At 72.9% G+C, this 15,307-nt stretch carries 19 protein-coding genes and 1 tRNA gene; 11 read left to right on the top strand and 9 right to left on the bottom strand.

Translation table 11 applies throughout. The annotated features are described in order from the left end of the window. Nucleotides 1-18 precede the first annotated feature (18 nt). Nucleotides 19-894, top strand: coding sequence for a spermidine synthase (locus tag HYE82_RS23905; RefSeq protein ID WP_179176201.1), 876 nt, complete (start codon nt 19-21; stop codon nt 892-894). Between the two features lie 26 nt (nt 895-920). On the opposite strand, the gene HYE82_RS39060 is transcribed toward HYE82_RS23905, so the two are convergent. Further along, nucleotides 921-1,136, bottom strand: coding sequence for a hypothetical protein (locus HYE82_RS39060; protein WP_306439623.1), 216 nt, complete (start codon nt 1,134-1,136; stop codon nt 921-923). A 1-nt stretch (nt 1,137) separates the two neighbouring features. Here HYE82_RS39060 and HYE82_RS39055 point away from each other — a divergent pair, with 1 nt between their 5' ends. From HYE82_RS39055 to HYE82_RS23870, 7 genes are all read left to right on the top strand, one after another. Beyond that, entirely contained in the window at nt 1,138-1,377 is a 240-nt protein-coding gene (locus tag HYE82_RS39055; protein WP_306439622.1) for a hypothetical protein, read from the top strand. Between the two features lie 180 nt (nt 1,378-1,557). Next, a complete protein-coding gene (locus HYE82_RS23895) occupies nt 1,558-2,247 on the top strand; it encodes a response regulator transcription factor (protein WP_179176199.1) in 690 nt (229 codons plus the stop codon). Next, nucleotides 2,244-3,632, top strand: coding sequence for a HAMP domain-containing sensor histidine kinase (locus HYE82_RS23890; protein ID WP_179176198.1), 1,389 nt, complete (start codon nt 2,244-2,246; stop codon nt 3,630-3,632). Before HYE82_RS23895 ends, HYE82_RS23890 begins: the two co-directional genes overlap by 4 nt. 79 nt (nt 3,633-3,711) lie before the next feature. Then, the gene (locus tag HYE82_RS23885) at nt 3,712-3,876 is read left to right on the top strand and encodes a DUF5993 family protein (protein WP_218782986.1); all 165 of its coding nucleotides are present in this window, start codon (nt 3,712-3,714) and stop codon (nt 3,874-3,876) included. 7 nt (nt 3,877-3,883) lie between these two features. Beyond that, the gene (locus HYE82_RS23880; RefSeq protein WP_179176196.1) at nt 3,884-4,537 is read left to right on the top strand and encodes a disulfide bond formation protein B; all 654 of its coding nucleotides are present in this window, start codon (nt 3,884-3,886) and stop codon (nt 4,535-4,537) included. 131 nt (nt 4,538-4,668) lie between these two features. Continuing rightward, nucleotides 4,669-5,379, top strand: a complete 711-nt coding sequence (locus HYE82_RS23875) for an NADPH-dependent F420 reductase (protein ID WP_179176195.1) — start codon at nt 4,669-4,671, stop codon at nt 5,377-5,379. Between the two features lie 157 nt (nt 5,380-5,536). Next, a complete protein-coding gene (locus HYE82_RS23870) occupies nt 5,537-5,839 on the top strand; it encodes a hypothetical protein (protein ID WP_179176194.1) in 303 nt (100 codons plus the stop codon). Between the two features lie 45 nt (nt 5,840-5,884). Here the strand turns inward: HYE82_RS23870 and HYE82_RS23865 are convergent, their stop codons facing one another. Continuing rightward, nucleotides 5,885-6,379: a MarR family winged helix-turn-helix transcriptional regulator gene (locus HYE82_RS23865; protein WP_179176193.1), complete on the bottom strand. Its 495-nt coding sequence runs from the start codon at nt 6,377-6,379 to the stop codon at nt 5,885-5,887. A 141-nt stretch (nt 6,380-6,520) separates the two neighbouring features. Between HYE82_RS23865 and HYE82_RS23860 the strand changes: the two genes are divergently transcribed. After that, nucleotides 6,521-7,345, top strand: a complete 825-nt coding sequence (locus HYE82_RS23860) for an NAD(P)H-binding protein (RefSeq protein WP_179176192.1) — start codon at nt 6,521-6,523, stop codon at nt 7,343-7,345. 60 nt (nt 7,346-7,405) lie between these two features. On the opposite strand, the gene HYE82_RS23855 is transcribed toward HYE82_RS23860, so the two are convergent. The 4 genes from HYE82_RS23855 to HYE82_RS23840 form a co-directional block, all read right to left on the bottom strand. After that, nucleotides 7,406-7,478: transfer RNA gene (locus HYE82_RS23855), tRNA-His, on the bottom strand. Between the two features lie 106 nt (nt 7,479-7,584). Next, on the bottom strand, nt 7,585-8,187 hold the full coding sequence (gene orn, locus HYE82_RS23850; protein ID WP_179176191.1) for an oligoribonuclease: 603 nt from the start codon (nt 8,185-8,187) through the stop codon (nt 7,585-7,587). A gap of 113 nt (nt 8,188-8,300) precedes the next feature. After that, nucleotides 8,301-9,473: a helix-turn-helix domain-containing protein gene (locus tag HYE82_RS23845; RefSeq protein WP_179176190.1), complete on the bottom strand. Its 1,173-nt coding sequence runs from the start codon at nt 9,471-9,473 to the stop codon at nt 8,301-8,303. 373 nt (nt 9,474-9,846) lie between these two features. Beyond that, nucleotides 9,847-10,218 (bottom strand): hypothetical protein, encoded by a 372-nt coding sequence (locus HYE82_RS23840; RefSeq protein ID WP_179176202.1) that lies wholly within the window; start codon nt 10,216-10,218, stop codon nt 9,847-9,849. Nucleotides 10,219-10,664: 446 nt separating this feature from the next. Between HYE82_RS23840 and HYE82_RS23835 the strand changes: the two genes are divergently transcribed. Together HYE82_RS23835 and HYE82_RS23830 are read left to right on the top strand one after the other, a co-directional pair. After that, nucleotides 10,665-11,195: a universal stress protein gene (locus HYE82_RS23835; protein ID WP_179176189.1), complete on the top strand. Its 531-nt coding sequence runs from the start codon at nt 10,665-10,667 to the stop codon at nt 11,193-11,195. 97 nt (nt 11,196-11,292) lie between these two features. After that, nucleotides 11,293-11,862: a GPR1/FUN34/YaaH family transporter gene (locus HYE82_RS23830; RefSeq protein WP_179176188.1), complete on the top strand. Its 570-nt coding sequence runs from the start codon at nt 11,293-11,295 to the stop codon at nt 11,860-11,862. A gap of 77 nt (nt 11,863-11,939) precedes the next feature. On the opposite strand, the gene glmS is transcribed toward HYE82_RS23830, so the two are convergent. The 3 genes from glmS to HYE82_RS23815 all read right to left on the bottom strand — a co-directional run bounded on the left by glmS (nt 11,940) and on the right by HYE82_RS23815 (nt 15,142). Beyond that, nucleotides 11,940-13,757: a glutamine--fructose-6-phosphate transaminase (isomerizing) gene (gene glmS / locus HYE82_RS23825; protein WP_179176187.1), complete on the bottom strand. Its 1,818-nt coding sequence runs from the start codon at nt 13,755-13,757 to the stop codon at nt 11,940-11,942. Between the two features lie 83 nt (nt 13,758-13,840). Beyond that, nucleotides 13,841-14,116 carry a hypothetical protein gene (locus HYE82_RS23820; protein WP_179176186.1) on the bottom strand — a complete coding sequence of 92 codons (276 nt, stop codon included), beginning with the start codon at nt 14,114-14,116 and terminating at the stop codon, nt 13,841-13,843. A gap of 108 nt (nt 14,117-14,224) precedes the next feature. Then, nucleotides 14,225-15,142 (bottom strand): DUF4429 domain-containing protein, encoded by a 918-nt coding sequence (locus HYE82_RS23815; RefSeq protein ID WP_179176185.1) that lies wholly within the window; start codon nt 15,140-15,142, stop codon nt 14,225-14,227. Between the last annotated feature and the right edge of the window lie 165 nt (nt 15,143-15,307).

The following is a 15,307-nucleotide window of genomic DNA, read 5'->3' as shown; positions in this document are numbered from 1 at the left end:
GGCGGGGACAATGGGGTGGTGGCAGGCAAGGGCAGAGGCAGCAGACAGCGCGGGCGCGGCATCTCCGAGGCGGTCGTCGGGCAGGTGGGCGGAGGGCTGGCGGAGCTGGCGCCCGACCACGAGCGGGCCGAGGCCTGGACCCTGCTGGTCGACGGGGCGCCGCAGTCCCACGTCGACCTCGGCGACCCGGGGCACCTGGCCTTCGCCTACCAGCGCCGGATCGGCCACCTCATCGACCTCGCGGCCCCCGCCCGGCAGCCCCTGAACGTGGTGCACCTCGGCGGCGGCGCCTTCACCCTCGCCCGCTACACGGCTGCCGCCCGCCCCCGCTCCACCCAGCAGGTCGTGGAGATCGACGCCGCGCTCGTCGCCTTCGTTCGGGAGCACCTGCCGCTGGACCCGCAGGCCCGGATCCGGGTCCGGACGCTGGACGCGCGGGCCGGGCTGGCGAAGGTCCCGGACGGCTGGGCGGACCTGGTGATCGCGGACGTGTTCGGCGGCGCCCGCACCCCGGCCCACCTGACCAGCACCGAGTTCCTGGACGACGTACGCCGTGCCCTGGCGCCCGGCGGCTGGTACGTGGCCAACCTCGCCGACGGGCCGCCGCTCACGCACCTGCGCGGCCAGATCGCCACCGCCGCGGCCCGCTTCACGCACCTGGCGATGGCCGCGGACCCGGTGGTGTGGCGGGGGAAGCGGTTCGGCAACGCGGTCCTGGCCGCCGCCGACCGGGAGCTGCCGGTGGCCGAGTTCACCCGCCGCGTCGCGAGCGACCCGCACCCGGGCCGGGTCGAACACGGCCGCGCCCTGACCGACTTCGCCGGCGGCGCCGCCCCGGTGGTCGACGCCGCGGCGACCGCCTCCCCCCAGCCGCCGCCGTCCGTGTTCCACTGAGGCGCATGCGGCGGGGGCCGGCGCGGTCAGCCCTCGTACGTCTCCACCAGCGGCGGGTGGCCGTTCCAGGTGCAGAAGACCGACATCTCGCGGTCGCCCTTGGTGAAGGTCACCCGGATCCAGAACGGCTGCTTCCACACCTGCATCTGCCAGCCGGCGTCCGGCGTCGCCGAGACCAGGTCGGCCGAGAACGCACCGAGGTCGAACACCACCCGGCCGCCGTTGACCGTGTACGCCTTCACCGTGCCGCCCGCACCGCCGGCACCCTGCTCGCCGGCCGGGCGCGCGCCCTGGGACGCCTTCGGCGACGGTTTCGCGGAGGAGGCCTCCGCGGACGGCGCCGCCGAGGCCGACGGGGACGGCGAAGGGGAGGCGGAATCGGACGGGGACACGGACGGGGACGGGGAACCGCCGGCGCCCGTGCCGTGCGTCGACGAGGGCGGCTGCTTCGTGGCCAACGGCACCGCCAGCGGCGGATCGTAGGCCGTCCCGGACATCACCGTGTGCACGCCCCACCACGACAGCGTCACCGCCGCCCCGGTCGCCAGCGTCCAGGCGCATGCATGTACAAGTCCTCGGTGCATCAGCTCACATACTGCACCACCGGACCCGAACACCGACCGACACCCCGCTGGGTCGCCCGAATGGACTACGGTGCGGCTCATGGCAAGTGTGCTCGTGGTCGAGGACGACCAGTTCGTACGTTCCGCCCTCATCCGGCACCTGACCGACGCCGCGCACACCGTGCGCAGCGTCGGCACGGCCCTGGAGGCCCTGCGCGAGGTCGCCCACCACCGCTTCGACGTGGTCATCCTCGACCTGGGCCTGCCCGACCTGGACGGGTCGGAGGCGCTCAAGATGCTGCGCGGCATCACCGACGTACCGGTGATCATCGCCACGGCGCGCGACGACGAGGCCGAGATCGTCCGGCTGCTCAACGACGGTGCCGACGACTACCTGACGAAACCGTTCTCCGTGGAGCACCTCTCCGCCCGGATGGCCGCCGTACTGCGCCGTGCCCGGTCCGCCGCCGGCGCGGAGGCGCCCTCGCGGGTCCTGCGGGTCGGCGGCCTGGCCATCGACCCGCTGCGGCGGCAGGCCGAACTGGACGGTGCCGCCCTGGACCTGACGCGGCGGGAGTTCGACCTGCTGGCCTTCTTGGCCGGGCGGCCCGGCGTGGTGGTGTCCCGGCGCGAGCTGCTCGCCGAGGTGTGGCAGCAGTCGTACGGCGACGACCAGACGATAGACGTGCACCTGTCCTGGCTGCGCCGCAAGCTCGGGGAGACCGCCGCCAACCCCCGCTACCTGCACACCCTGCGCGGGGTCGGGGTCAAGCTGGAGCCGCCCCGGTGAGATGGGCCCTGGTCAAGGTGTGCCTGGCGGTCACCGCCATGGTGGTGGTGGCCTTCGCCGTGCCGCTCGGGCTGGTCGTCCAGGAGATGGCCAGCGACCGGGCGTTCTCCAACGCCGAGCGGCAGGCGGCCACCATCGGCCCGACCCTGTCCATCACCACCGACCCCGGGCAGCTGCGCCGGGCCGTGGAGTCCACTGAGATGGGCGCAGCCCAGCGGATGGCCGTCCACGTGCCCGCGGTCGGCGGCGGCGCGGCAGTGGAGATCGGCACCGGCCGGGCCGGCGCGCACGCCGTGGACGAGACCCGGCGGCTCGGGCGGGCGATGACGGTGCCGCTGGCGCGCGGCGGTTCGGCACTGCTCCAGCCCACCGCGCTCGGCTCCGGGGACATCGCGGTGGTGGAGATCCTCGTGCCCGAGCGGGAGGTCAGCAACGGTGTCGCCACCGCCTGGCTGGTCCTCGCAGGCGTCGGCCTGGCGCTCGTCGTCGGCTCGGTCGCGGTCGCCGACCGGCTCGGCGCCCGGCTGGTGCGCCCGGCCGAGCGGCTCGCGGACGCCGCGCACCAGCTGGGCGAGGGACGGCTGGGGGCGCGCGTGCCGGAGGACGGGCCGAAGGAACTCCGGTCGGCCGCCGTGGCGTTCAACTCCATGGCGGACCAGGTGGTGGAACTCCTCGCCAACGAGCGGGAGCTGGCCGCCGACCTGTCGCACCGGCTGCGGACGCCGCTGACGGTGCTCCGGCTCAACACGGCCTCGCTCGGGGACGGTCCGGCCGCCGAGCAGACCCGGGCCGCGGTCGAGCAGCTGGAACGGGAGGTCGACACGATCATCCGCACCGCCCGCGAGCAGCGCGCGGCCGGCACGGCCGGGGTCGCAGCCGCGGCGGGCTGCGACGCCTCCGAGGTCATCCGGGACCGGATGGCGTTCTGGTCGGCGCTCGCGGAGGACCAGGGCCGTGAGGTGCGGCTCGCCGGCGTGGACCGGACCGTACGGATCCCGGTCGCCCGGCCGGAACTCGCGGCCGCCCTGGACGCCCTGCTCGGCAACGTCTTCCGGCACACCCCCGAGGGCACGGCCTTCGCCATCGACGTGCACGACGCGGGGGACGCCGTCATCGTGCTCGTGTCGGACAGCGGACCGGGGATCGACGACCCCGACGCGGCCCTGCGCCGGGGCAACGACGGCGGCCGGGACGGCTCGACGGGCCTCGGACTGGACATCGTGCGCCGGGTCGCCGAGGGGACCGGCGGCGACGTGCGGATCGGCCGCTCGGTGCTCGGCGGCACCGAGGTCAGGCTGTGGATCGCCCTGGACGACCGGGCCCGCGGCGGCGGGGCGCGCGGCGGGCGGGAGCGGCGCGGGCGGCGCAAGCGGCGCGGCGGCTGACGGGCAACCGACGTAACCGGCGGGCGGCCGGGGCGCGCCTGACGGGGTGCACGCGCCGTTCGTCGGTACGGTCCGCGGCATGGACACCCTCATCTTCGGCGGCCTCCTCGCCACGCTGATCACCCTGTGCCGGGACGCGTCGCGGACGGCTGTGCTCGGAGCCTGGTGGCTCACGCTGACCGCGGTGGTCCTGCTCATGGCGCACCACCTGCCCGGCGGCCCCGTCCTCGGCCCGATCCACTGACCGCGCCATGGCCACGATGGAGAGCATCCTCCCCCAGACCCCACCCGAGGGCGGTCTGCTGGGACGGGCGCAGTACTGGTTCGCGTGCCTCTTCGCCCTCGGCTGGACGGGTGTCTGCGGCGCCGGCCTCTTCGTCCAGCTCGCGCTGGGGGAGCAGCCCTGCCCGCTCTGCGTCGTGCAGCGGATGCTCATGCTGCTGGCGGCGACGGGGGCGGCGTACATCGTCCGTACGGCGCTCACGCACGGGGTGGTGACGGGCCGCGACTACATGACGGGCTGGGGGCTGGCGCTGGTCGCGGTCGCCGTCGGCTCGTTCGCCTCCTGGCGGCAGGCGGTGCCGCGCGTCCTGCCGGGCGGCAGGGGCCACGGCGGCGAGGTGCTCGGCCTGCACCTCGGCGTGTGGGCGTGGGTCCTCTTCCAGGCCTCGGCCGTCGCGGTCGGCATCGTCCTGGCCTGCGCCCACGCGACCGCGGGCCGCGCCGTTCCGACGGCCGGGCCGGGGCCGCACCGGGCGGCGGGGCTGCTCGCGCTGTGGCTCCTCGGGCTGGTGGCCGCCGTGAGCGTGGTGGCCGTGTTCCTGCAGGAGGGGCTCCACTGGGTCCTGCCGGACGACCCGCGGCGTTACGAGTTCTTCCACGACCTGCGGATCCTGGGCGGGTAGCCGGCGGGTGCGCGCGGAGCGGGGCACGGACCAGGGCGCGGACCGGGGCGGGGATCCGATCGGGGACCCGGCGGTACGGATCGGCGCGCGGACACGGCAGAGCAGGAACCATCGGAAGGATCGGAACGCCCATGCGCTACGCAGTCCTCGGCACCGGGGCGGTCGGCCGCGTGATCGCCGCCCGTCTGAACTCCCTCGGCCACGAGGTCGTCATCGGCACCCGCGATCCCGAGGCCACCGCCGGCCGCGACGAGTTCGTCGCGTGGCAGGCGGGCGGGCACGGCGCGGCGGACGTCGGGCTGGCCGGCTTCGCCGAGGCCGCCCGGCTCGGCGAAACCCTCGTCAACGCCACGGCCGGGCAGGCCAGCGTGGCGATCCTCGCGGAGGCCGGCGCCGCGCACCTGGACGGCAGGATCCTGATCGACATCGCGAACCCGCTGGACTTCTCCCGGGGGTTCCCGCCGACCCTGAACCCGGTGAACGACGACAGCCTGGGCGAACGGATCCAGCGGACCTTCCCGGGGCTGCGGGTGGTCAAGACGCTGAACACCATGAACTGCCGGATCATGGTGGATCCCGCGCGGGTGCCGGGGGAGCACACGGTGTTCCTGTCGGGGGAGGACCCCGAGGCCAAGGCGGAGGTACGGGCGCTGCTGCACTCGTTCGGCTGGCCGGACGCGAGCGTGCTGGACCTCGGCGGCATCGAGACGGCCCGCGGGGCCGAGATGCTGCTCCCGGTCTGGCTCCGGCTGATGGGGGCCCTCGGGCACACCGACTTCAACTTCCACATCCAGGGCGCCCGCAGGGGCGGCACGCGCCTGGTCCCCGGCGCCGACGCCTGACCCGCGGGCGCCGGGCCCTGACCCGGCGGCGGGCGCCGGGCCCTGACCCGGCGGCGGGCGCCGGGCCGGGCGCGGGGGCCTGACACCCGGTCGGGCGTGCAGAGGTTGCCGGGCCCGGGGACCCCGCCGAGGGTGGCCCTGACGGAGGGAGTCAGCCATGAGAGTCATGCTCCGGGCCCACATCGACACGGCCGCCGGAAACGAGGGGATCAAGAGCGGAGCCCTGCCCTTGGTGATCCAGAAGTTCATGGAGAAGGTGAAGCCGGAAGCCGCCTATTTCGGCCTCCACGAGGGCGTACGGTCCTGCTGGATCGTCTTCGACCTCCAGGACAGCTCGCTGGTCCCGGCGCTGCTGGAGGACATGTTCCTGCAGCTCGGTGCGGAGATGGAGATCGGTCCGGTGATGAACCGGGAGGAGCTGGCGAAGGGCTTGGCGGCGATGTCCTCCTCGCCGGCCTGAGCCGAGCGCCGGAGGCGCCGGCGGTGCCCTTCGCCCGCTCCGCGGTCAGCCGCCGGACTGGAGCCGCTCGGCCTGGGCCCGGCCGACTTCGGCGGCGCGGTGCAGGTAGTCGGCGATGACGGCGAGCTCGGCGTCGGAGTAGCGGTCCAGGACGGCGCCGAAGGCCCGTCCGGGGGTGTCCCAGGCCTCGCCGATCCGTGTGCGGGCGCCGGGGGCGAGGGCGACGAGGGAGCGGCGGCGGTCGTTGGGGTCGGCGAGCCGCTCCACGATGCCGGCCTTGACCAGGCGGTCGACGAGGCGGGTGGCGGAGCCCGAGGTCAGGCCGGTGAGGCGGGCGACGTCGCCGGTGCTGACGGGGCCGGGCTCCAGGTCGAGGAGCGCGATGCACTGCATGTCGGTGGGGTGCAGGCCGACGTGGTCGGCGAGGGCCTGGGTGAAGAGCGAGTATCCGGCGTAGTGGCGCTGGCTCTCCGTCACGACGTGCGCGAGCAGCTCGGCGCGGCTCCACTGCTCACCCGAACGGGGGGAATCGGTTGACATCGGGTTCTCCATGCCTGAAATTTGATTGCGTGACGCAGAGAATGTTCAGTGCACAATCTGCATCGCGTAGTAATCCTATCGTGCGCAGTTCCCTACAGGCATGCGCATCCCGACACGCAAAACAGGAAGCAGGGTTTCACCATGTCGATCCTCGTGACCGGTGCCCGAGGTGCCGTCGCCCGCCGCCTCGTCTCCCTCTTGAGCGCCCGCGGTGTCGAGCACCGCCTCGGATCCCGGGAGCCGGACATCCCGGGCACCGTCCTCTGCGACCTGTCCGATCCGGCGACCTTTCCCGAAGCGCTCGCCGGAGCCCGGTCCGTCTTCCTCTACGCCGAGGCCTCCGGCATCGACGCCTTCGTCAAGGAGGCGACCGCCGCGGGCGTCGAGCACGTCGTGCTGCTGTCCTCCTCCGCGGTGCTCGACCCGGCCGCCGGCAACCAGCTGGCCACGGCTCACCGCGCCGTGGAGGAAGTGCTGCTGGCCTCGCCGCTGCGGACCACCCTGCTGCGCCCCGGGGCCTTCGCGTCCAACGCCCTCGGCTGGGCGGGACTGCTGCGGGCCGGCCTGCCGGTCCGCCTGCCGTACCCGGGGGCGCACACCGACCCGGTCCACGAGGCCGACCTCGCAGAGGCCGCCTACGCCGTGCTGACCGACCCCGCCCTCGCCGGGCGCGCCTACACCCTCACCGGCCCGCAGTCGCTCACGTTCGCGGACCAACTGTCCATACTCGGCCGCGCCCTCCGGCGCCCCTTGTCCTACGAGACGGTCACCGCCGAGCAGTGGAAGGCCGAGGCCGTAGCCCACATACCGGGGCCCTTCGCCGACGCGCTCCTCGACTGCTGGGCCGCGGGTGACGGTGTTCCCGCCGCCCTCACCGACGAGGTGTCCCGGCTCACCGGTCGCCCGGCCCGGTCCTTCGCGACCTGGGCCGAGGAGCACGCGGACGACTTCCGTGACCGGGGCTGACCGGCCGGCGGAACGCAGAAGGCCCCGGCCCGCTCGCGCGGACCGGGGCCTCCGGTGAAGGGTGAGTGACGGGACTCGAACCCGCGGCCACCTGGACCACAACCAGGTGCTCTACCAACTGAGCTACACCCACCATGTCCGGTCGGAAACCGACCGGCCGAAGAAAAGGGTACAGGGTCCGGAAGGGTGCTCGCTCCCCCCATTCCGCCGCCCTCTCCTCCGGAGGGTTCCGGCGGGTGCTACTCGGCGGGCAGGACGTGCTTCGCGGCGATGGTCCGCGCCGTGTCCGAGTCCGGGCCGGGCTGCGGTACGAAGACCGCCTCCCGGTAGTAGCGCAGCTCGGCGATGGACTCCTTGATGTCCGCGAGCGCCCGGTGGTTGCCGTTCTTCGGCGGGCTGTTGAAGTAGGCCCGCGGGTACCAGCGGCGCGCCAGCTCCTTGACCGAGGAGACGTCCACGATCCGGTAGTGCAGGTGGCTCTCCAGCGCGGGCATGTCCCGCAGCAGGAAGCCGCGGTCGGTGGAGACCGAGTTGCCGCACAGCGGCGCCTTGCGGGGCTCCTTCACGTGCTCGCGCACGTAGGCCAGGACCTGCGCCTCGGCGTCCGCGAGGGTGGTTCCACCGGCCAGCTCGTCGAGCAGGCCGGAGGCGGTGTGCATCGCGCGCACCACATCGGGCATGGTCTCCAGGGCCGCGTCCGGCGGGCGGATCACGATGTCCACGCCTTCGCCGAGCACGTTGAGCTCCGAGTCGGTGACCAGCGCGGCCACCTCGATAAGTGCGTCGTCCGTCAGCGAGAGGCCCGTCATCTCGCAGTCGATCCACACCATGCGATCGTTCATGCGTCCACCTTATGCGCTCGCTCAGCCGATCCGGCCGGGCCGGAAGTGCGCAAGGCCCCCGCACCGGTCGTGACCGGCACAGGGGCCCAGGGCCGGGCAGCGCCCGCTGCGGGCTACGCGTGCTCGCGCAGCACCCGCGACGGGGCGTACAGCTCCGTCACCGTCGGACCGGAGGCGGCCAGCGCCGCCGCCGCCCGGTGGGGCTGCGGGGTGCGCTGGTGCGGCAGGGGGCCGGCCGACATGTCCGACACCTGCGCCGTGTCGCCCTGGGGACGGCGGGCCCGGTAGGCGGAGCGGTAGGCCGCCGGGGAGGACCCCAGCTGCCGGCGGAAGTGCCCGCGCAGCGCCACCGGCGAGCGGAATCCGCAGCGCCCGGCGACCTCGTCGACCGAGTAGTCGGAGGTCTCCAGCAGCCGCTGGGCCTGGAGCACCCGCTGGGTGATCAGCCACTGCAGCGGTGCGCTGCCGGTCAGCGAGCGGAACCGCCGGTCGAAGGTGCGCCGGCTCATGTAGGCGCGGGCGGCGAGCGTCTCCACGTCGAACTGCTCGTGGAGGTGCTCCAGCGCCCAGGCGACGACCTCGGCCAGCGGGTCGGCGCCGATCTCCTCCGGCAGCGACCGGTCGAGGTAGCGCTCCTGGCCTCCGGTGCGCCGCGGCGGGACCACGAGCCGCCGGGCCAGTGCCCCTGCCGCCTCGCTGCCGTGGTCGGTGCGCACGATGTGGAGGCACAGGTCGATTCCGGCCGCGGTGCCCGCGGACGTGAGCACGTCGCCGTCGTCGACGAACAGCTCGCGCGGGTCGACGTGGACGGACGGATAGCGCTTGGCCAGCGTCGGCGCGTACATCCAGTGCGTCGTCGCGGGCCGGCCGTCCAGCAGGCCGGCGGCGGCGAGCACGAACGCTCCCGTGCACAGTCCGACGATCCGGGCCCCCTCCTCGTGTGCCAGACGCAGTGCGTCGAGCGCCTCGGGCGGCGGCGGTGACGTGATGGAACGCCAGGCCGGGACGACGACGGTGCCCGCGCGGGCGATCGCCTCCAGGCCGTACGGCGCGGTCAGCTCGAGTCCGCCGGTGGTCCGCAGCGGACCGTCCTCCCCGGCGCAGACGAGCAGTCGATAGCGTGGAACTCCCGCGTCCTGCCGGTCAATGCCGAACACGGAGAGTGGAATGGAGCTCTCGAAGATCGGCCCGCCGCTGAACAGCAGCACCGCAACGATCTCCCTGCGGCGACGCCCCGCAAGTTTCCTGCCGGCGTCCGTGACGACGGCGGTGGAATCCTGGCTCATGGCTAAGCCCCCCTTGGGTGTCGCGACTCCCTGGTCTGGTCGCACCTGCACGTTTCCCCTCGGCCTTGCACGTGGATCCCCCGCCGTAGAACATGATCGAATCTACTGCGTCCCGTGGTGTCGGCGTGACAAGTTCAGCACGCAGCGCTATGTCGACTTGGCAACTTGGCGAAAAGCATTCGATCAGTAAGCGTTCCACTCCGCTACCGAAGCGGGAAGATCGCACTCCGGCCGTGGCCAGTACCCATCGGGTCTTCCGGCCCCCCGGACGCCGTCGTTGCCGGTGGTGGGAAGTGCAGAGGGGCATTCCGGCAAGACCGGCACGGTGTCTCGAAGTTGGCTGAAATCATGCGGGTATGGGTGTGTGAATCGGTCAGTCCCTCCGAGGGGCCCTGCCGGAGCCGTTGCAGCCGTGCCGCGCCCCGCTCCGGCCCCCGTGCCGCGCCCCGCTCCGACCCCCGCCACGGGTCCCGCTCCCGCCCCGCGAGTGCCGGCGGCGCCGGTCCGTCACCGGCAGCCCGTCCTCGGCCGGGATCCTCGCGGCGCCCCGGCTCCCCTTCTCGGACCAGCGCAGCATCACCCGGCACACCGCCGTGACGGCGGCCAGGCCCAGGGTCGCCACGGCGGCCCCGCCGAAGGTGCTGCCGTACACGACGAGGACCACCGGGACGAGCAGGCAGCTGAAGGCGGCCCAGCGCACCACGTCACCCGCGGGGTCCTCATGGGAGTGCCTGCCGCCCTGCACGAACGGGTGAACGGGGGCGGGGGTGACATGAGGGGTCGTGCCGGCGAACGGGGCGGGCTGCGTCGGCTGAGCGGGCTGGACGGGGTGAACCGGATGGCCGGGCACGGCGTACTCCCTGCGGGCTCTCCTGGGCGGTCGGACGCCTGTCCAACGGCGTGCGGCAGGGCTCGGTCACTGCGCGCGCGGGTGGCGCGCAAGGGCCGCTCGTCACTGCCTGTAGGGGACAGCGGGCATTGCCAAGGCGGCCTCGCTCCGGCATGCTCCCTGGGACACTCTCCAAGTGCGGCATGCCCTGTCCAGCGACAGGAGTGTCGCCGTACCCTGGTGGGTAAGGGCTTGGGAAGATGCTTCCCGGACAGAGGTCCGTCACCCTGAGTCGTCGTTTTCGCCCATTGTCGCCCCGTCGCCTTGTCCCTTCCCCCGAGGACCACTTCGCCGAGACATCCATGGCCGGTCACGAATCCCCCGAACCCGCTGATCGCAAGCGCAAGCCGCTCGCCGATCAGGTGCCGAGCGACCTGCGCGCAACGGAGCAGGCGCGTCCTTCCTGCGACCCGGCCTTCCGGCACGGCGTCGTCGTGGGGTTCGACGGCTCCACCTCCAGCGAGCGCGCCCTCGCGTACGCGATCGGGATGGCCCGCCGCTCCGGCTCCGGCCTGATCATCGTCCACGTGGCCAACCGCTTGCCCACCACCGTGTGGGCCGGCTGCGAGCCGCCGGTCTTCGTGGACGTCCCCGACCACCGCACCGAGGTCCTCGGGCTGGAACTGGCCTGCGCGGACTACCTGGCCGAGGTGCCGTGGATCCTCGTTGAGCGCGGCGGGGACATCTGCCACGAGCTGGAGGAAGTCGGCCGTGAGTACTCGGCGGACGCCATCGTGGTCGGCTCCACGCACGGGTTCGTCGGCCGGATCTTCGGGTCGGTCGCGGGCCGGCTCGCCAAGCGCGCACAGCGACCGGTCGTTGTCATTCCGTAACCGCCGCTGTGTCGATTGTGCGGTTGTGCACCCCTGTAAAGGGTAGATAAATGCTGCTGGGACGCAGCACACAACTGCAGATCGAAGGGAGCCCGCCGTGGACAATGGTGTCTCTGCGGGAAGCACGGCCTCGACTTCGACCCTCGGGAACATCGCCCTGGGTCTCACCCTTCTCGCGTTCGGTATCGGCCACACCGGCATCATCGGCGGAGTGTCCGCGGCGGACGCCGTCTCGCTCGCGACCTACGTCGGCGGCTTCGGCCTCTTCGTCCTCGGACTCCTGGAGTTCCGTGGCGGAAACGGCTTCAACGGCACGGCGTTCGCGGGCCTCGGCGCCTTCTGGTTCACCTGGGCCGCGGGGGCCGACACCAAGGTTTCCGCCCACGCCGCGGGCCTGTTCCTGATCCTCTTCGCCCTCCTCGCGCTGACCCTCACCACGGGCGCCGCGAGCGGACTGTTCGGCCAGGGCGCGTACGCCCTGCTCACCCTGTCCCTGCTGCTCCTCGCGACCGGCACCCTCGCCGACAGCGGCGGGCTGGCCAAGGCAGCCGGCTGGGTGGCCGCCGTCTCCGGGCTGCTGACCTGGTACGGCGCGACGGCGGCACTGGCCCACTGGCCGACCGCCTTCGGCAAGGCCTCCCGCGGCAGCGCGGTCGCCGCGGGCTGAACCGGCCGCACGGCGGAATGCGGAACGGCCCCCGGTGTCCCGGGAGGCCGTTCTCGTGTGTGCCTGCGGCGGGGCGCCTACTCGACCGTGACGGACTTCGCCAGGTTGCGCGGCTTGTCGATGTCCCGGCCCAGGGCCAGCGCCGTGTGGTACGCCAGCAGCTGCAGCGGGATGCCCATCAGGATCGGGTCCAGCTCGTCCTCGTTCTTCGGGACGACGATGGTGTGGTCCGCCTTCTCCTGCTCGCGGTGCGCGACGGCCAGGATCCGGCCGCTGCGGGCCTTGATCTCCTCCAGCGCGGCGCGGTTCTTCTCCAGCAGGTCGTCGTCCGGGACGATCGCGATCGTCGGCATCGCCGGCTCGATCAGGGCGAGCGGGCCGTGCTTGAGCTCGGAGGCCGGGTAGGCCTCGGCGTGGATGTAGGAGATCTCCTTGAGCTTCAGGGAGGCCTCCAGGGCCACCGGGTAGCCCCGGACACGGCCGATGAACATCATCGACTTGGCGTCCGCGTACTCGGCGGCGAGCTTCTTGATGTCCTCCTCGCCCTTGAGGATCTCCTCGATCTGGGCGGGCAGGCGGCGCAGGCCCTCGATGATGCGCTTGCCGTCGGTGACGGACAGGTCGCGTATGCGGCCCAGGTGCACGGCGAGCAGCGCGAACGCCACGACCGTGTTGGTGAAGCACTTGGTGGAGACGACGCAGACCTCGGGGCCGGCGTGCACGTACACGCCGCCGTCGGCTTCGCGGGCGATCGCGGAGCCCACCACGTTGACGACGCCGAGGACGCGGGCGCCCTTGCGCTTGAGTTCCTGCACCGCGGCGAGGACGTCGTAGGTCTCACCGGACTGGGAGACGGCGATGTAGAGGGTGTCGGGGTCCACGACCGGGTTGCGGTAGCGGAACTCGGAGGCCGGCTCGGCGTCCGCGGGGATGCGGGCCATGCTCTCGATGAGGCTCGCGCCGATGAGGCCCGCGTGGTACGAGGTGCCGCAGCCCAGGATCTTGACCCGGCGGATGCCGCGCGCCTCGCGCGGGTCCAGGTTCAGGCCGCCCAGGTGCACGGTGGAGAAGCGGTCGTCGATCCGGCCGCGCAGCACGCGGTCGACCGCGTCGGGCTGCTCGGAGATCTCCTTGTGCATGTAGGTGTCGTGGCCGCCCATGTCGTACGAGGCGGCCTCCCACTCCACGGTCTCCGGGGTGGCGGTGGTGGAGGTGCCACTGGTGGTGTAGGTGCGGAAGTCGTCGGCCTTGATGGTGGCCATCTCGCCGTCGTTCAGGGTGACGACCTGGCGGGTGTGCGCGATCAGGGCGGCGACGTCGGAGGCGACGAGCATCTCCTTCTCGCCGATGCCGAGGATCACCGGCGAGCCGTTGCGGGCGACGACGATGCGGTCGGCGAAGTCGGCGTGCATGACGGCGATGCCGTAGGTGCCCTCGATGACCTTGACGGCCTCGCGGACCTTCTCCTCCAGGGTGTCGGCCTGGGAGCGGGAGATGAGGTGGACGATGACCTCGGTGTCTGTCTCCGAGACGAAGGTCACGCCCTCGGCCTCCAGCTTGGCGCGGAGCTCGGCGGCGTTGTCGACGATGCCGTTGTGGACGACCGCGACCTTCTCCTCGGCGTCCAGGTGCGGGTGGGAGTTGAGGTCGCTCGGGGCGCCGTGCGTGGCCCAGCGGGTGTGGGCGATACCGGTGGTGCCGGCGAAGCGCTTGGGGACGCGGGACTCCAGCTCGCGCACCCGGCCCTTGGCCTTGACGACCTTCAGCGCCGTGGACTTCGGGCTGTTGACGACGATGCCCGCGGAGTCGTACCCGCGGTACTCAAGCCGCTGCAGGCCTTCGAGCAGCAGCGGCGCCACGTCGCGCTTGCCGATGTATCCCACGATTCCGCACATGAAGTGTCCCCTCCTGAGGTTCGGGTGTTGCTTTGGCCGCTGCCGGAGCGGCCGGTGTGCCGTGACCGGTCCGTGCGGGCCGGTCAGCCGTAGACGATGCGGCGGAGCTGTCGCAGGGACAGCTCCGGCGGCGCCACGGCCCGGTGCGGCAGCTCGCCCGCGATCCGTTCGAAGATCTCGGCGTTGACGGCCCCGCGGGACTGCAGTTCGCGGTGGCGGCGCCGGACGAACTCCTCGGTCGTCTCGTCGAAGTACGCCAGCACGTCGAGCACCACCCGGGCCGCCTCACCGCGCTGCAGCGCGGTGCTGCGCACCAGGTGGTCGACAAGGTCGTCGTACGACGGGCGGCGGTCGAGCACTCGTAGATATTGACGTCCAGCGCCCCGTAAAAGCAAAGATCCTGCCCGAATGCGGGCAGGATCACGCCGGAGTGCACCTGTGGAATGCATCAATCCGCTATGTAACCGCTAGAAACGGCGCAAAACGGCCTGCTTGGCGGCGGCGAACTCGTCCGCCGTGAGGATCCCCGCGTGGTGCAGCTCACCCAGCTCCCGCAGCCGCCGAAGCAGCACGTCGTGGTCCTCCCCGCCCCCCGCCCCGGTCGGCACGGACGCCGCCGCCTCCGCCGCGGGCGCCGGAGCCAGCGACGGCGACTGCGCCGGCACCGGGACGGGCTCGGCCGGAGCCGCCGGATGCGGCATCCGCACCGCCACGGCCGCCGCGACCAGCGCCATCAGCGGGTCCTTCTTGAAGCCGAACAGCTCCACCGTGTACGGGTCGTACTTCGGCGCCGGAGCCGGCGCCGCCCCTGCCAGGCCGAACCGGATCCAGCCGTTGTCCAGGCCCTTCGACGGCGACCACTCCACCGACCGCAGGTCCGCGACCCGGAACTCGCGCGGCCCGCCCGAGCTCTTGGCCTCCTCCGTCGTCCAGTTCCAGTCCAGGCCCACCCGGTCCCCGTCGAAGGCCACCGTCCCGTCACCCGCCCCCACCGAGATCGGCACCGCCGGCCCCGGCAGCAGGTACGCGTCCACCGGCCCCGCCGGCACCTGCTCCAGCAGCAGCGCGTTGCGCACCTCATCCACGAAGTACTCGGCCACCCCGCTGCGGTCCGACTCCACCGTCAGCCGGTACGGGTCCGAGGCCTCCGGCAGCCGCCCGCCGGTCACCTGCAGCAGCGGGCACGCCCCGTCGCGCAGCCGCAGCCTCAGCCGGCCCGTCCTGCGCCCCGGCTCGTGGCTGATCCCCGCCAGGGCCTGCAGCGGCACGACCACCTCGCCGAGGGTCTGGCGCAGCAGGCCCACGCCCTTGTCGCGACCGGGCACGATGCGCACCGCGTCCCCGTCGAAGGTCCACGTGCCGTCCTTCTGGATGATTTCCGCCATCCGGCGATTCTCGCACCGTCCGCAGCAGGCGAGTTGGCCTATACCTGGGCCATGAGAGTCCTGCGACGCACGCTCGGCGCCCTCCTCGTCCTCGGCGCGCTCGTCTCCTGCGCCTCCGCCCGCGGCGACGAACCCCGACCCGGGGACGCCCACCCCGGAGAGGCC

Origin of the sequence: Streptomyces sp. BR123 (genome assembly GCF_013401435.1) — a bacterium.
In the GTDB taxonomy this organism is placed as follows: domain Bacteria; phylum Actinomycetota; class Actinomycetes; order Streptomycetales; family Streptomycetaceae; genus Streptomyces.
The sequence above is the reverse complement of the archived record's forward strand: the minus strand, read 5'-3'. Positions and strand labels throughout refer to the sequence as shown.

Bases quoted from the DNA above. Each gene is read 5' to 3' on its own strand.
- HYE82_RS23895 (WP_179176199.1), top strand. From the start codon at position 1,558: ATGGCAAGTGTGCTCGTGGTCGAGGACGACCAGTTCGTACGTTCCGCC.
- HYE82_RS23885 (WP_218782986.1), top strand. From the start codon at position 3,712: ATGGACACCCTCATCTTCGGCGGCCTCCTCGCCACGCTGATCACCCTG.
- HYE82_RS23880 (WP_179176196.1), top strand. From the start codon at position 3,884: ATGGCCACGATGGAGAGCATCCTCCCCCAGACCCCACCCGAGGGCGGT.
- HYE82_RS23875 (WP_179176195.1), top strand. From the start codon at position 4,669: ATGCGCTACGCAGTCCTCGGCACCGGGGCGGTCGGCCGCGTGATCGCC.
- HYE82_RS23870 (WP_179176194.1), top strand. From the start codon at position 5,537: ATGAGAGTCATGCTCCGGGCCCACATCGACACGGCCGCCGGAAACGAG.
- HYE82_RS23865 (WP_179176193.1), bottom strand. From the start codon at position 6,379: ATGTCAACCGATTCCCCCCGTTCGGGTGAGCAGTGGAGCCGCGCCGAG.
- HYE82_RS23860 (WP_179176192.1), top strand. From the start codon at position 6,521: ATGTCGATCCTCGTGACCGGTGCCCGAGGTGCCGTCGCCCGCCGCCTC.
- orn (WP_179176191.1), bottom strand. From the start codon at position 8,187: ATGAACGATCGCATGGTGTGGATCGACTGCGAGATGACGGGCCTCTCG.
- HYE82_RS23845 (WP_179176190.1), bottom strand. From the start codon at position 9,473: ATGAGCCAGGATTCCACCGCCGTCGTCACGGACGCCGGCAGGAAACTT.
- HYE82_RS23835 (WP_179176189.1), top strand. From the start codon at position 10,665: ATGGCCGGTCACGAATCCCCCGAACCCGCTGATCGCAAGCGCAAGCCG.
- glmS (WP_179176187.1), bottom strand. From the start codon at position 13,757: ATGTGCGGAATCGTGGGATACATCGGCAAGCGCGACGTGGCGCCGCTG.
- HYE82_RS23815 (WP_179176185.1), bottom strand. From the start codon at position 15,142: ATGGCGGAAATCATCCAGAAGGACGGCACGTGGACCTTCGACGGGGAC.